Genomic DNA, 13,752 nt, shown 5'->3' on the forward strand with positions numbered 1-13,752 from the left:
TTGTCATTATTACAACCTCATGCTTACTAAGGAATGTAAGGGATTATTATGAAACTGAATAAAATCATGATGGCAGCGGTATTGGCTTTTGGCGTTTCTTCCATGATAGCACAGGCGGCAAATGGTAGCGGTACTGTCACTTTCACGGGTGAAATCATTGATGCGCCATGCTCTATTGCACCGGGCAGCATCGATCAAACCGTACCACTGGGTCAGATTTCCAACCTGAGCCTGAAAGACGGCCGCGAGTCTGAAGTAAAAGAGCCGTTCAGCATTAAGTTGGAAGACTGCTCTAATACTACGGCAAAAACCGTCAAGACAACCTTTACCGGTGAAGCCGGTGGTTCCACCGGCACCGATAAGAAGATGATTGCACTGGGCAGCGGCAGCACCGCCAAAGGTGCGAGCATTGTGATCACCGATACCCTTAATTCTAACGCCGTTGTAGAGCTGGGCGCAGCGACCACCGGGCAGAAGATCGAAATTGGTGATACTGGTGCCGAACTGGCATTCAAAGCCTTCCTGAAAGGGAACGGCGGTGCTCTGGATACCATCACTCCAGGTGCATTCACCAGCGTGGTTAACTTCGCGCTGAGCTACCAGTAATAGTTTTAATTCAGTGATGCCAGCATGCGGGCGGGCCCGCATGCTTTTTTCTCCTGATGGATTCATATTCGCAAGGAATAACGTATATGGCCCCCATTGGCAAAAATAGAATGGCGCCTTCCCTATTGGCCGTGCTTTTTATTACTCAGACGATGCCGGCAGCGGCTGCGGTTATTGGCTGGGGAAGAGTTAATATGGAAGGCGCTATTGTTAACGCAGCCTGCGCAATTGAATCGGCAAGCCGCGATCAAACTATCGACATGAAAAGTTTGCCGATAGAGCAAATATCTCGCGATGGGCACGGATTAACTCGCCCTTTTACTGTGCAATTGGTGAATTGCGGGCTGTCTGGCGATGATACTGGTATTTCTGGTCGCCAGCATTTCCGCATGATATTTGATGGGCACGCAGAAGGTAAAAACTTCGGTGTGATAGGGGATGCCCGCGGCGTTGCATTGCGAATTGCCGATAGTATTGGTAAAGAGGTTAATCCCGGGGTGCCAATGTCGATAGAAAATACTCTAACAAAAGATTATAGATTGAATTATTCAATGCAGCTGGTGGCTAACCGCCAGGTATTACGTGCAGGGGATTACCGCTCCGCCATTCGTTTTAAATTGGATTATTACTGATTATAAATAAGTCAAAGGTTGGCGGAATCATGGATGCGAAAAAATTTAAATCGGGAGCGCTCCCGTTAAGCTTGTTAGGGATATGCATTTCGTTGGCCCTGTGCAGTCTGGCGTTTCCGTTACGTGCAGATGATGCGATTCAATTCAACACCGACATTCTGGATATAAACGATAGGAAAAATATCGATCTCAACCGCTTTTCCACCGGTGCTTACATTATGCCGGGTACGTACAACATGACGGTATTGATGAACAAGCAGGCATTGGATGAACAGCCTGTCACCTTCTATCAGCCGGAAAACGATCCTAAAGACAGCGTGGCCTGCATTTCACCGCAGTTGGTCGAGCAATTGGGCTTTAAAGCAGAATTTCTCAAGCAGCTGCGCTGGTGGCACAACGAGCAGTGTCTGGATCTTGCCAGCCTCAACGGCATCGAAGCCCGGGGCGATCTGGCGGCTTCGGCGCTGTACCTGAACATCCCGCAGGCCTATCTGGAATATTCCTCGCCGGACTGGGATCCGCCGGCGCGCTGGGATAACGGCATTCCCGGCCTGTTGTTGGACTACAACCTGAATGGCCAGGCACAGAGCAACAGAAATGGCGGCGGGCAGACGCAGCGGCTGGGCGGCAATGGTGCGGTGGGCGCCAACCTCGGCGCCTGGCGGCTACGTGCCGACTGGCAGACTAGCCTGAGCCATCAGACCGGCTCGGGCCAGTCGAGCCAGAAGTCGTTTGACTGGAGCCGTTACTACGCCTTCCGCGCTCTGCCTAAGCTGGGTGCGCGCCTGGCGCTGGGTGAAGACTATCTGCAGACCAACCTGTTCGATAGCTTCCGCTTTACCGGCCTCAGCCTGATATCAGACGACAACATGCTGCCACCCAACCTGCGCGGTTATGCACCGGAGGTGACGGGTATCGCCAAAACCAACGCCAAGGTCACGATCAGCCAGCAGGGGCGGGTGCTGTACGAGGCGCAGGTCGCCGCCGGGCCATTCCGTATCCAGGATCTGAGCGATTCGGTAATGGGCAAGCTGGATGTGAAAGTAGAAGAACAGGATGGCAGCGTGCAGCAGTTTCAGGTGGATACCGCCAACATCCCTTACCTGACCCGCCCTGGCATGGTGCGTTACAAACTCGCCGGTGGCCGGCCGTCGAACTGGGAACATAACCTGCAAGGGCCAGCCTTTGCGGCCGGTGAGTTCTCTTGGGGGGTGAGCAACGGTTGGTCCTTGTATGGCGGGGCCATCGCCGCGGGCGATTACAACGCACTGTCTCTGGGGCTGGGGCGCGATCTGCTGGCGTTTGGCGCGTTGTCGTTCGACAGCACGCAGTCACGGGCCAGGTTGCCGAGCGAAGACGGCACCAAAAGCGGCGGCTCATACCGCCTGAGCTATTCGAAAAGCTTTGATGAATACGACAGTCAGGTCACCTTCGCCGGTTACCGTTTCTCGGTGCAGGACTTTATGACCATGAGCGAATACCTGGATGCGCGCTATCACGGCATGCAGAACGGCAAAAGCCGGGAGATGTACACCATCACCTTTAACAAGCAGTTCCGCGATCAGGGGGTCAGCGCCTATCTCAACTATGACCACCAGACCTATTGGGATAAACCAACCAGTGAACGCTACAGCCTGGCGCTGTCACGCTATTTTGACCTGGGCTCGTTCAGGAATATGAGCGCGTCGTTAACCGCTTATCGCAATAAAGCCCAGAGGGCCAATGACGACGGCATGTATCTGAGCCTGTCGGTGCCGTGGGGGGTGAATGCCAACCTCAGCTACAGCAGCGCGTGGAACCGCAACAACAACAGCCAGCGGGTGGGGTATTACAACCGGCTGGATGAGCACAATAACTATCAGTTGAGCGCCGGCAGCTCGCGCAGCGGCGAATCCGCCAGCGGCTTCTACAGCCACGATAGCGACATTGCCAAGATTGACGCCAACGTGAGCTATCAGGGCGGCCAGTACAGCTCAATCGGCATGGGCCTGCAGGGCGGCGCCACGCTCACTGCCAAGGGCGCGGCATTGCACCGCAACGGCGCCTTTGGCGGTACGCGCCTGATGCTGGACACCGACGGCGTAGCCGGGGTGCCGGTGCGCGGCTTTGGCGCTACTACCCACACCAATATGTTCGGCAAAGCGGTGGTGGCGGACGTCAGCAGTTATTACCGCAGCCGGGCTAGCATCGATCTGACCAACCTGGCGGACGATGCAGAGGCGACCCAGTCGATGGTGCAGGCGACGCTCACCGAGGGTGCGATTGGCTACCGGCGCTTCAATGTGATTTCCGGGCAAAAAGCCATGGCGGTGATTCGCCTGGCGGACGGCAGCACGCCTCCGTTTGGCGCCGAGGTATTCAACCGCCGCAAGCAGCAGACCGGGATAGTGAACGATGGCGGCAGCGTGTACCTGAGCGGTATTCGCGCCGAGGAACAAATGACGGTGCATTGGGAAGGGAAAGCGCAATGTGAGATTGACCTGCCGGCGGTGCGCGCGGATGTCGCTTTGAGCGACCTGCTGCTGCCGTGCCGGCCGGTGACCGCGGCGCAGGAAGGCTAAGCCGTACCCTTGAAAACCAGTAAGTGCAACTTTGACCAAATGGGACCTTTTTTATGCGAAACAACACTGTAAAAACGCTTTCGGTAGCCGGCCTGCTGACAGCCACCTTACTGAGCAGCCAGGCGCAGGCCGCCATTGCGCTGGATCGCACCCGCGTGATTTTAAACGGCGGCGATAGCGCGGCCAGCATGACCATCAGTAATAAAAATACTCAGCTGCCGTATTTAGCGCAGGGCTGGCTGGAGAATGAGCAGGGTGAGAAGATCACCAGCCCATTGATCGTGCTGCCGCCGGTGCAGCGCGTGGAGCCGGGCGCGCAAAGCCAGGTCAAGGTACAGGCGTTGCCGAGTATTAAGGTGCTGCCGCAGGATCGCGAGAGCCTGTTCTATTTTAACCTGCGCGAGATCCCGCCAAAGAGTAGCAAGGCCAACACGCTGCAGATCGCTCTGCAGACGCGCATCAAGCTGTTCTATCGCCCGGCGGCGATAGTGCCGAACAAAAACAGTGCGTTCGCTCCGTGGCAGGAACAGCTGACCCTGACGCGCCAGGGGGATGGCTTTAAGGTCAACAACCCGACCCCGTATTACATCACGCTGGTTGATGCACGCAGCAGCAAGAACGGCAAGACCGCCGCCGGCTTTGAGCCGCTGATGGTACCGCCGAAGGGCAACATCGCGTTGGGGGCTTCGGGCCTGGGCAATGCACCGGTGCTGACCTACATCAATGACTACGGCGGCCGCCCGGAGTTGACCTTCAAGTGTGGCGCTGGCGATTGCCAGGTGGTGCCTGAGAAGCAAGGATAATCGGAGCCGGCAGCGGTGCTCCGCGAGTTGAAGCGGCAGGGGAAAAGCAATGGAAAGGAATGGCGTGGGCTACGGCAGCCAAAGAAAAGGCATTTTAACGCGACGGGCAGGCCGGGCGGCAGCGCTGGCGCTGGCGCTGATGGCCAACGCCAACGTTCAGGCTGCGCCAGGCAATAGCGGCGTGCTGCTTGTGCATGGCGCCCTCACCGAAGGCGCTTGTCGGCTGGAAATGTCATCGGCCTATCAGGATATCTGGTTGGGCGATATCACCACCGGCAGCCTGAGCATGCCCGGCAGCCGCGCAGAACCGGTGGCATTCCAGCTGCGGTTGCGTGACTGCATGCGCATGGGGGCGGCGATCAGAGACCCGCGCTTGGGTTATCGGCTATGGGATGCCTACCAGCCGGCGGTGACGGTAAGCTTCAGCGCCCCGGCCGATGCGGATAACCCGCAGTTGGTGCAGGTACAGGGCGCCAACGGCCTGGGGCTGCGCGTGTTGGATGCCGGTAAACAGGACGTTCGGTTGGGTAGCCGCAGCCGGCCGCAGCTGCTGGCGCTGGGCGATAACGGTCTGCAGTTCTATGTGATGGCGGAACGCACCCGCGCGCCTTTGCTGGCGGGGGCCTACCGCGCCGCGATTGATTTTCGGATGAACTATGACTGAGGTGGACGCAATGGAAACTCTATGGCGAGCCAGGCTGCAAACCGGCGCAGAATATCTGCGCCTGGGGTGTGGGCTGGCGGCTACCGCCACCGCTGCCTCGGCGTTAACCCTGCTGGCGGTGCTGCTCATTGGCCAACCCGCTCAAGCCACCACGGTGGACGTAACGGTCAAAGGCGTAGTGATCGCCAAACCGAAGTGTGAAATTAACGGCGGCAACGACATTGACGTGCCCTTCGGCGAGCTGAAGATTGCAGATATTGACGGCGTTAACTATGGCAAAAAAAAGATCCCCTATCGGGTCGTCTGCCATGGCGATACTTCCGGTATGAATGGGTTTATGAAGATTAAATTGCAGGGCACTAGCCCGAACTTTGGCGACGGCTTGCTACGCACTGACAAGGATAACTTGGCGATCAAGCTGCTGTTTCAAAATACCCAGCCGCTAAAGTTGAATGAATGGCTGAATTTTTATTATCCCAATCAGCCGGAGCTGCACGCCGTACCGATAAAACGCAGCGGCGCCACTTTGCGCGGCGGGGACTTTTCCGGTTCCGCCACATTATTAGTAGAGGTTCAATAAGGAGATGAACATGAAACGTTTTCCAACCATGGCCGCCTTGGCCTGCATGGGGTTACTCACCGGTGGCGTTGCGCAGGCGGTAAACGTGAACTTTACCGGCAAGCTGGTCGAGCAGCCAGACTGTGTGCTCAACGCGGGTAAAGATATTGCCGTTAACTTTGATAACGTCGTGGTCAAGAAAATTGACGGCGTCAGCTACAAGAAGATGGAGATCCCCTATAGCGTTTCCTGCACCGGGGGCGACCCGAACAGCGGCCAGCTCAAGGTGATGCTGGACTTCGTGCCGGTTTCCTGGGGGGATTACAATCCGCTGCAAAGCAGCATTCCCAATCTCGGGCTGCGCATCACCCAGGGCTCGGGGGATACCACCTACGTCAGCAAGACCAAGCTGTCGATCGATGCGGCCAACCCGACCAAACTCTACGCGGTGCCGATCGGCCGCCCAAGCGCCATGCTGACCGGTGGAGATTTCACGGGCTCGGCGACTATGACCGTCATGTATGAATAATAGCATCGGCTTGCACCGGGGTAAGAATGCTCCGGTGCTAAATCATGTGAAATGAAAAATGCCGCCTGATAAATACGGCATTACAAATGATGCGACCGTCGGTGCTTATCCGTCGGGAAATATTTTCTATTGACTATGTCGGATAATATATTTCGACGGATGGCTAATCAGATGAATAAAATATTATTATTCTTAATAACCTTTTTTTTCCTTGCGGCAGGGGTAAAGGCTGCTGCATTTCATGAGGCCATTGTAATCAATAATGGTAGGGTTGGTACGAACGCGTATAGTATATCTCTTACGGCGGTCAGCCTTTCTCCTACTCTTTCTGCTCACAATGGGTGTCAGAGGAGCCTTAATCCATCATATGATTGTCATATAAGTATACGGTTAGAGAGGGTGTATTCTAATGGTCAATGGGATCCAGTTTGGCTGCATGAGGTTATTCTGGTTGACCGTAATCCGCCGAATTGGTGCAATAGCGGTGACTGTAACGTAAGTGTAGCCACTGCTGCGACGATCGGTGAGTTGGTCCCCTTAATGAAGCTTCGCGGTAGTTTCGGGAAAACTGTCACAAGAAATGTATCTATTTCCGCACAGGTTATCGGACTTAGGACTTGCGTTTGGTTGTACCGCATAGAAACAACCACAACGTCGGGATATCGGTACGATTGTGGGGATACCTTACCTCTGATGTCCTCTTGCGACATTATTGATACTGATGCAATCATTGATTTTGGCTCTTTTAGCAATGATGTCACAAATCGGCAGGCCAGCGGATCATTTAAAGTTAACTGTACAGGCGATGCTAACCTGCGGGTTAAATTTTCCCAGAGCGTCACCAATATGTCCCTAAGCCAGGATGGCAAGCTCAATGCCAGTTTGAAGGTTCGCAATTCTACGCCGGGAAATACAGAAACGGAAAGTTTTATTAAGGTCTCTTCGGGTAACCAAGAGATATTTATCGATGGTGATCTGAAAAATAATAATACCTCGCATACTGGGCCATTTTCCACATCGGTGGTGGCGATTGTTGAAATAGCGTAAGGCGATTATAGGTTTCAAGAGATGATAAATTCGCTCCATATTAATTATGGAAGGAATATGTCAGAGGTTGCGTTTTCTTGTTGAGAGATTGAAGATGAAAACCGTTAATTTTATTATTGATGATGGCAACAGTTATTTTGCCGCAGGCTTGCGGCTTTGCATTGCGGAATATGCACGAGACAATAATAAGACAATTCGTTTTTTAGCGCCCGACAGCAAGGAAGTGCCCGATGTGCTTTTCGCTTCTTCTTCCCGCTGTATTCGGCATTGGGGGACACCATGGCATGCCGCTACTGTGGCGCAGAGTGTGATCATTGAAGAAGAGAAGGGGGTATTTCGCAAAAATGGCCGGCGAGTACTATGTAGAATGGATCGGCGAAGCGATTTATCTGTGCTGTTGGATCGTGTGTTTGCCGATGCTCATTTTGCACAGGCGAAATCTGCTCAGCTGACCCAACGCGAACGACAGGTGGTGAACTATCTGCGCAGAGGGGTCGATCAATCGCAAACCGCCAGGCTGTTAGGGGTCAGCGTAAAAACCGTGCACAGTCATAAACGATCGGTTATGCGCAAGTTGATGTTAAGCCGGAATCATGAGTTTATTTATTGGCTGTTGTCCCAGGAGGGAGAATATTCTTAACCTTGATGAGGGATACTCTAATTCTTCTTTTTTGTTATTCTGACACCCCCTGTTATTTTCAATTCTAATGAAATGGCTATGTGTTTTTTTAATATATTAATGGCGTGAATGTTAAATTTAAAAAGAGAGTTCACAAGCACGTCACACAGGTTGTGAAAAAATACTATAGGTTTATTAATGGCTATTTATCGATGAGCGGGGGTTAGCCCTGTTTTTTTTGGCTCGTAACGCGCTATGGCTTATGAGTTATGAAAAACTATTTATCAAGTGAATGTTATATTTTGTGTGGTGCCGAGATGTACCCAGGGAAGGTAAAGTGAGTCTTTTTTTTCTGGCGATACTGCTGTTTTTTCTGAGCCTGTATGCATTTTTCAAACATGAACAGCGTATGAGGAAAAGACGGCTGATGATAGGTGAAAGAGAGGGATTAACTGCAGCAGGGAATGGATAAATGGTCTGAAGTACGAGAAATCAAGTCAGGTAATTCAATAAGGAAAAGGCAATGATAAGTAAGAAAATTGCATTACTGAGCTGCGCACTGCTGATGTGTTCGCCGCTGGCCCAGGCAGGTTTGGTGATTGAAGGCGGCATTAATGGCAATACCGGCAGCGGCGGCAACACGTCCGTTGACGTGAGTATTAACGGCAGCACCAGCGGCAGCAACGGTACCGGCGTCAACATCGGCGATGCGCAAAAACCGGCGTCCACTGCCAGCCAGCGGCAAAACGATATCTATGCGTCAATTTGCGCCAGCCCGTTTATGAAGAAATATGCTTCGATTTGCCAGTGAGGCATGAGTCTAAACTCGCCGTACTGGCGGGTTTTGTATTAATAATGCCTGAGTAACGCAAGCGGGGCTGAAGGTGCCGCCTTTTCACTCTTCTTTCGCATAGAGATACACCGAAGCGCGGGAAACGCCGAGGTGCTGCGCCACAATCTCCATCGCCTTTTTCACCTCGAGCAGGCCTTGCTCCCTCAGTTCCTGAATCAACCGCTTTCTCTCCGGCGTTTTCAGCGCGCGCGGCGTGGTGGCGTGGCGTGCGGCGAAGCGATCGATACGGTTGCGGATGGCCTCCGCGCCGCTGGGCTCCAGGTGTTCCGTCACCGCGCCGGCCGCCGTTTGCGTGAACTGCGCCAGCGCGCTTTGCATGCCGCGGAACAGCGTCATATCAACGTTCAAACAGAGTGCGGCGACGTAGTCGCCCTGCGCATTCTTGATACCGATCGAGGTGCTTTTCGCCGGGCGGCCATCGGCGAACTGGTTGCCGTAGTTGGCGATCACGCTGGGAAACTCCGCCGAAGCGATGCGAGCCAGGCCAAGTTCCGTCGCCGCTTGGCCGACTTCTCGTCCGGACAGGTTGTTGTGGATTGCCAAAATGGCGTGTTCGGGATTTTGCAGATCGTGAACCACCACTTCGCAAAATGGCGCGAAGGTGGCGCTCAGCCCCTCGGCAATCACATTCAACTGGGATAACAGCAAATTTTCCGGCACTTCAGGCATAGGGCACTCCGATCACTTTCTTGGCGGCGTTGGCTCATTTCGAGCCAGATGAAGAACATACCACAAGTGCGGCGCACGGCGGTTTTCATCTGGCGCCTGGCGGCACTAAAAATGATCCTGCTCCCAATTCTGCACTTCCCGATTGGCATTTGGCCGTCGCGCAGGTATATAACATCATTATTGGACTTATTTTCTAATTTTAGATTATTTGTTTTAAGTATGACAATGTTCGTGCGTTAAAAGCCGTATCGCACACACCGGGGTTTTTCAGCGCTAGCTTCAACGGCCCGCAAGGGCATGGAGAACAATAATGTCTGCAACTTCAGTCGTCGGTTCTGCACGAAAACCTTTTTATTACACGTTGACCTTTCAACTGGTATTGGGGCTGGTGGCCGGTGGCGCGCTGGGCCTGTTGTGGCCGCAAATCGGCGCTCAGCTCAATCCGCTGGCGGCGGCCTTCGTCAAACTGATCAAAATGGTGGCCGGCCTGATTGTGTTTCTCACCGTGGTAGCCGGTTTTGCGCAGGTTAAACGCGGTGCCGGCGTTGGCCGCCTGGGCATGATCTCGGTCTGTTATTTCGAAGTGGTCAGCACGTTGGCGCTGCTGATCGGCCTGGCGATGGGCAATCTGTTTGAGCCGGGCAAAGGGCTGGCCCTGCATGCTGATGCCGCCACGGCGCTTAAACCGGCGGAGCCCCTGCAAGGCGTGGACTTCGTGATGAGCATCATCCCGAAAACGGTGGTTGATGCGTTGGCCGGCGGTGTCATGCTGCAAATCTTGTTGGTGGCTCTGCTGTTTGGCTATGCGCTGTACGCAATGGGCGATAAAGGCAAGCCGGTGGTTGATTTGGTGAATCTGCTGACCGAAGCCACCTTCAAAGTGGTCAATATCATCCTCAAGCTGGCACCCGTTGGCGTATTTGGCGCGGCGGCGTTCATGCTGGGCAAATACGGCATCGGCGCGCTGATGCCGGTGATGAAATTGGTGGGGCTGGTCTATCTGGGGTGTCTGTTCCTCATTGTGGTGGTGTTTTCCGTGGTGGCCTGGTTGACCCGTTTTAGCCTGTTCGGTTTCTTAAAACTCATCAGGGAAGAGCTGATCATCGCCTTTACCACCACTTCATCGGAAGCCGCCCTGCCTGGCCTGATGAAAAAACTTGAATCGGCCGGCTGCAGTAAAGCCACCGTCGGTTTTGTCGTGCCGACCGGTTACTCCTTGAATCTGGACGGCTCTTCAATCTACATGACGTTAGCGGCGCTGTTTATCGCTCAGGCCGCCGGTTTGGAGCTGAGCCTGGTGCAACAGACCGGTCTATTGATGGTGTTTCTGTTGACCTCGAAAGGCGTAGCCGGCGTGACGGGGGGCGCTTTCGTCACGCTGTCCGCTTCGCTGTTGATGTTTCCAGAGATACCGATGGAGGGGCTGGCGCTGATTCTCGGCGTGGATCGCTTGATGGATACCATGCGTACGTTGACCAACGTGGCCGGCAACGGCGTGGCGACCATGGCGATTTCTTACTGGCAGAAAGAGCGTGTGGGTTTTCAGGCGAGGCTGCCTGAAGCGGCTGCGCGCAAACCCGTCTGAATGCCGCCCTGCGCCGTTTCCGCAGGGCTTTTCGAACCTGTGCAAGGATTAAATATGAAGCATGATGTGGTTTACAACGCCGGCGGCGGCTTTCCTCCCGCCGGTCATTATTCACCCAGTTGCACGGCCAATGGGACGGTCTATATCTCTGGCCAATTGCCGATCGCCTTTTCCGGTGAGAGTCTTGCCGAAGAACCTTTCGCGCGGCAAGCCCGCCAGGTGCTGGCCAATCTGGATGCCTGCCTGGCAGGGGCCGGCGTCGGCCGCGCGCAGCTGGTTCAGGTGCGCGTCTATCTGACGGATATCGATTTGTGGCCGACCTTCAATGCGCTGTATGCCGAATGGATCGGCGAGTTTCGCCCAGCGCGCGCGGTGGCCGGCGTATCGCAACTGCATTATGGCGCCGCCGTGGAAGTGGAAGCCGTCGCGTTGGCCGCCCTTTAACCCTTACTGACAGGTAACGCTATGACCGATTTGATTTTACCCGTTTATGACGACGTGGCCGCCGCCGCGCGCATCAAGGATTATGCTCACCGCACGCCGGTGCAGACTTCACGCACGGTTGACGACGATTTCGGCGCCAGCGTATTTTTCAAATGCGAGAACCTGCAGCGTATGGGCGCCTTTAAATTTCGCGGTGCGATGAATGCCTTGCTGCAGTTTTCTCCGGCGCAGCGCAAGGCCGGGGTCGTGGCCTTTTCTTCCGGTAATCATGCGCAGGCGATCGCGCTGGCCGCCAGGCTGCTCGACATTCCCGCCACGATCGTTATGCCGCACGACGCGCCGGCGGCCAAAGTGGCTGCGACGCGCGGCTATGGCGGCAAAGTGGTGGAGTACAACCGTTATCATGAAGATCGCGAGCAGATCGGCCGGGATCTGGCGCAGCAACAGGGATTAACGCTGATCCCGCCTTACGATCATCCGCAGGTGATCGCCGGGCAGGGCACCGCGGCTAAAGAGCTGTTCGACGAGGTTGGCGAACTGGACGCGCTGTTCGTTTGTCTGGGCGGCGGCGGGTTGCTGGCCGGTTCTGCGCTCGCCGCGCGCCGGCTGTCGCCGGGTTGCCGAGTCTATGGCGTAGAGCCTTTGGCGGGCAATGATGGGCAGCAATCATTCCGTACCGGCCGCATCGTTCACATTGAGACGCCGCAGACCCTCGCCGATGGCGCGCAGACGCAGCACCTGGGCCAATATACTTTCCCGATTATCTGCCGGGACGTTGACGACATTCTGACGGTGACCGACGATGAGCTGATTAGCGCCATGCGCTTTTTCGCCGAACGAATGAAAATGGTGGTGGAGCCAACCGGCTGCCTGGGATTCGCCGCCGCCTGCGCGCAGAAATTGATGCTGCGGGGAAAACGCGTCGGTGTGATCATCAGCGGTGGCAACGTCGACATTCGCCGCTACGGCGAGTTGCTGGCAGGTCAATAGAAACAGGCAGGTGACGAGAGAGAACCATGGTGACAGACAAGACGGTATTTGAGCAGGTCGTGGCGTTGCTGAGCGCCGGAGAGGCCGCATTCCGGGTGATAGAACATCCGGCGGAGGGGCGCTGCGAAGCGGTGGCGGCGCTGCGCGGCACCGAACAGGGGCAGGGCGCCAAGGCTCTGGTGTGCCAAACGCGCATCGACGGCGCCAAGCATTACATTTTGGCGGTGCTGGCGGCGGATCGGCAGGCGGATCTGCAGCGGTTGGCGGCCGAGTTGGGCGGTAAAAAGGCGTCGTTGGTCAGCCCGGCGGAAATCGCGACCCTGACGGCCTGCGTGCCGGGGGCGATCCCGCCGTTCAGCTTCCACCCGCAGCTCAGGCTGGTCGCCGATCCGGAGCTGTTTGACCGTTACGATGACATTGCGTTTAACGCGGGCGATCTGCAACGCTCCGTGGTGCTCAATGCGCAGGATTATCTGCGTATTGCGGCGCCTGAGTTTATTCATTTCGCGCGTACGGAGACGATCGCGGAGTGAGAAAAAGAGCGTCTGTTCAGACGAGTTGAACAACAACGCTGAACCGCCGTTTACCGCCGGTTCAGCGTTGTTATGCTATATCCTTTGTTCGGAACCGCTGGCTGAACGAGAGACTGAGTTTGATCACCAATCCCCTATCCCGCAAAGAGTACGCAGTATGGATGTCGTTAACGATAGGGCTCAGCTTTGCGTGGCTAAATCTTTTAGAGCTCTATAACAACGACGCATTATTCTTTCAGAAATTGACGATTTCCGTCATCAATAACGTATCGTTCGCCGATGTCATCGCCCCTTACCTGAGGCTGATTCTGTATCTTCCTTTCGGCGTGTTGGCGATCGTGCTGACGCTGCTGTTTTGCGCCCAGCGGTTATGCGATACCCGGTTCTTCGTGCTCGCCTGGCCGGTTTCTCTGGCGATCTTCCTGGCCTTTTGGTTTATCAACGTCGCTTTCCCCGGGCATCTCAATCTGGTATTAGCTGCCAAATCTTGCGTACTGGCGCTGATTGGGCTGATCCCGCCGAGTCAACGAAAGCCCGAATAATCGAACGCAGTTCGATGGAGAATCCGTACCCCAGAAAGCGAAAAACCCGCCATAGGCGGGTTCTTCTGAATAGGGTGCCCGGACTCGGACAACCGGCGCTGGCGCCGCGTTGAACA

At 55.1% G+C, this 13,752-nt stretch carries 16 protein-coding genes; 15 read left to right on the forward strand and 1 reads right to left on the reverse strand.

Annotated elements, in window-relative coordinates; all coding sequences use genetic code 11:
• The first annotated feature begins 48 nt into the window (after window positions 1-48).
• From ACJ8IJ_RS14775 to ACJ8IJ_RS14820, 10 genes are all read left to right on the forward strand, one after another.
• A complete protein-coding gene (locus ACJ8IJ_RS14775) occupies window positions 49-606 on the forward strand; it encodes a fimbrial protein (RefSeq protein WP_442518754.1) in 558 nt (185 codons plus the stop codon).
• Window positions 607-692: 86 nt separating this feature from the next.
• Entirely contained in the window at window positions 693-1,238 is a 546-nt protein-coding gene (locus tag ACJ8IJ_RS14780) for a fimbrial protein (RefSeq protein ID WP_442518755.1), read from the forward strand.
• A 29-nt stretch (window positions 1,239-1,267) separates the two neighbouring features.
• Entirely contained in the window at window positions 1,268-3,799 is a 2,532-nt protein-coding gene (locus ACJ8IJ_RS14785; protein WP_442518756.1) for an outer membrane usher protein, read from the forward strand.
• A gap of 53 nt (window positions 3,800-3,852) precedes the next feature.
• A complete protein-coding gene (locus ACJ8IJ_RS14790; RefSeq protein ID WP_049186355.1) occupies window positions 3,853-4,602 on the forward strand; it encodes a fimbria/pilus periplasmic chaperone in 750 nt (249 codons plus the stop codon).
• Window positions 4,603-4,651: 49 nt separating this feature from the next.
• Entirely contained in the window at window positions 4,652-5,266 is a 615-nt protein-coding gene (locus ACJ8IJ_RS14795; RefSeq protein ID WP_131164183.1) for a fimbrial protein, read from the forward strand.
• Window positions 5,259-5,846, forward strand: a complete 588-nt coding sequence (locus tag ACJ8IJ_RS14800) for a fimbrial protein (protein ID WP_442518757.1) — start codon at window positions 5,259-5,261, stop codon at window positions 5,844-5,846. The genes ACJ8IJ_RS14795 and ACJ8IJ_RS14800 overlap by 8 nt, the downstream gene beginning before the upstream one ends.
• Before the next feature lie 10 nt (window positions 5,847-5,856).
• Window positions 5,857-6,354: a fimbrial protein gene (locus ACJ8IJ_RS14805; protein ID WP_049186348.1), complete on the forward strand. Its 498-nt coding sequence runs from the start codon at window positions 5,857-5,859 to the stop codon at window positions 6,352-6,354.
• A gap of 693 nt (window positions 6,355-7,047) precedes the next feature.
• Entirely contained in the window at window positions 7,048-7,401 is a 354-nt protein-coding gene (locus ACJ8IJ_RS14810) for an MrpH family fimbial adhesin (protein ID WP_152733925.1), read from the forward strand.
• 94 nt (window positions 7,402-7,495) lie between these two features.
• Window positions 7,496-8,041 carry a helix-turn-helix transcriptional regulator gene (locus tag ACJ8IJ_RS14815; RefSeq protein WP_049186387.1) on the forward strand — a complete coding sequence of 182 codons (546 nt, stop codon included), beginning with the start codon at window positions 7,496-7,498 and terminating at the stop codon, window positions 8,039-8,041.
• 502 nt (window positions 8,042-8,543) lie between these two features.
• Window positions 8,544-8,831: a hypothetical protein gene (locus tag ACJ8IJ_RS14820; protein WP_004929587.1), complete on the forward strand. Its 288-nt coding sequence runs from the start codon at window positions 8,544-8,546 to the stop codon at window positions 8,829-8,831.
• Window positions 8,832-8,915: 84 nt separating this feature from the next.
• On the opposite strand, the gene ACJ8IJ_RS14825 is transcribed toward ACJ8IJ_RS14820, so the two are convergent.
• A complete protein-coding gene (locus ACJ8IJ_RS14825) occupies window positions 8,916-9,542 on the reverse strand; it encodes a helix-turn-helix transcriptional regulator (RefSeq protein ID WP_004929586.1) in 627 nt (208 codons plus the stop codon).
• 310 nt (window positions 9,543-9,852) lie between these two features.
• On the opposite strand from ACJ8IJ_RS14825, the gene ACJ8IJ_RS14830 reads away from it, so the two are divergent.
• The 5 genes from ACJ8IJ_RS14830 (at window position 9,853) to ACJ8IJ_RS14850 (ending at window position 13,636) form a co-directional block, all read left to right on the forward strand.
• Complete coding sequence (locus tag ACJ8IJ_RS14830) at window positions 9,853-11,127, forward strand: cation:dicarboxylate symporter family transporter (protein WP_033645584.1); 1,275 nt, start codon at window positions 9,853-9,855, stop codon at window positions 11,125-11,127.
• A 54-nt stretch (window positions 11,128-11,181) separates the two neighbouring features.
• Window positions 11,182-11,571, forward strand: a complete 390-nt coding sequence (locus ACJ8IJ_RS14835; RefSeq protein ID WP_004929579.1) for a RidA family protein — start codon at window positions 11,182-11,184, stop codon at window positions 11,569-11,571.
• Window positions 11,572-11,592: 21 nt separating this feature from the next.
• Window positions 11,593-12,561: a threo-3-hydroxy-L-aspartate ammonia-lyase gene (locus ACJ8IJ_RS14840; protein ID WP_442518758.1), complete on the forward strand. Its 969-nt coding sequence runs from the start codon at window positions 11,593-11,595 to the stop codon at window positions 12,559-12,561.
• 26 nt (window positions 12,562-12,587) lie between these two features.
• Window positions 12,588-13,094, forward strand: a complete 507-nt coding sequence (locus ACJ8IJ_RS14845) for a YbaK/prolyl-tRNA synthetase associated domain-containing protein (RefSeq protein WP_004929574.1) — start codon at window positions 12,588-12,590, stop codon at window positions 13,092-13,094.
• 119 nt (window positions 13,095-13,213) lie between these two features.
• Complete coding sequence (locus ACJ8IJ_RS14850; protein WP_325962613.1) at window positions 13,214-13,636, forward strand: hypothetical protein; 423 nt, start codon at window positions 13,214-13,216, stop codon at window positions 13,634-13,636.
• Window positions 13,637-13,752: the final 116 nt, after the last annotated feature.

The sequence above is a fragment of the Serratia sp. CY40230 genome (assembly GCF_052168835.1).
GTDB lineage: Bacteria > Pseudomonadota > Gammaproteobacteria > Enterobacterales > Enterobacteriaceae > Serratia > Serratia nematodiphila.

Coding starts and splice junctions, on each gene's coding strand:
- ACJ8IJ_RS14785 (WP_442518756.1), top strand. CDS start 1,268: ATGGATGCGAAAAAATTTAAATCGGGAGCGCTCCCGTTAAGCTTGTTA.
- ACJ8IJ_RS14815 (WP_049186387.1), top strand. CDS start 7,496: ATGAAAACCGTTAATTTTATTATTGATGATGGCAACAGTTATTTTGCC.
- ACJ8IJ_RS14830 (WP_033645584.1), top strand. CDS start 9,853: ATGTCTGCAACTTCAGTCGTCGGTTCTGCACGAAAACCTTTTTATTAC.
- ACJ8IJ_RS14825 (WP_004929586.1), bottom strand. CDS start 9,542: ATGCCTGAAGTGCCGGAAAATTTGCTGTTATCCCAGTTGAATGTGATT.
- ACJ8IJ_RS14840 (WP_442518758.1), top strand. CDS start 11,593: ATGACCGATTTGATTTTACCCGTTTATGACGACGTGGCCGCCGCCGCG.
- ACJ8IJ_RS14810 (WP_152733925.1), top strand. CDS start 7,048: ATGTCCTCTTGCGACATTATTGATACTGATGCAATCATTGATTTTGGC.
- ACJ8IJ_RS14800 (WP_442518757.1), top strand. CDS start 5,259: ATGACTGAGGTGGACGCAATGGAAACTCTATGGCGAGCCAGGCTGCAA.
- ACJ8IJ_RS14805 (WP_049186348.1), top strand. CDS start 5,857: ATGAAACGTTTTCCAACCATGGCCGCCTTGGCCTGCATGGGGTTACTC.
- ACJ8IJ_RS14780 (WP_442518755.1), top strand. CDS start 693: ATGGCCCCCATTGGCAAAAATAGAATGGCGCCTTCCCTATTGGCCGTG.
- ACJ8IJ_RS14835 (WP_004929579.1), top strand. CDS start 11,182: ATGAAGCATGATGTGGTTTACAACGCCGGCGGCGGCTTTCCTCCCGCC.
- ACJ8IJ_RS14795 (WP_131164183.1), top strand. CDS start 4,652: ATGGAAAGGAATGGCGTGGGCTACGGCAGCCAAAGAAAAGGCATTTTA.
- ACJ8IJ_RS14845 (WP_004929574.1), top strand. CDS start 12,588: ATGGTGACAGACAAGACGGTATTTGAGCAGGTCGTGGCGTTGCTGAGC.
- ACJ8IJ_RS14790 (WP_049186355.1), top strand. CDS start 3,853: ATGCGAAACAACACTGTAAAAACGCTTTCGGTAGCCGGCCTGCTGACA.
- ACJ8IJ_RS14820 (WP_004929587.1), top strand. CDS start 8,544: ATGATAAGTAAGAAAATTGCATTACTGAGCTGCGCACTGCTGATGTGT.
- ACJ8IJ_RS14775 (WP_442518754.1), top strand. CDS start 49: ATGAAACTGAATAAAATCATGATGGCAGCGGTATTGGCTTTTGGCGTT.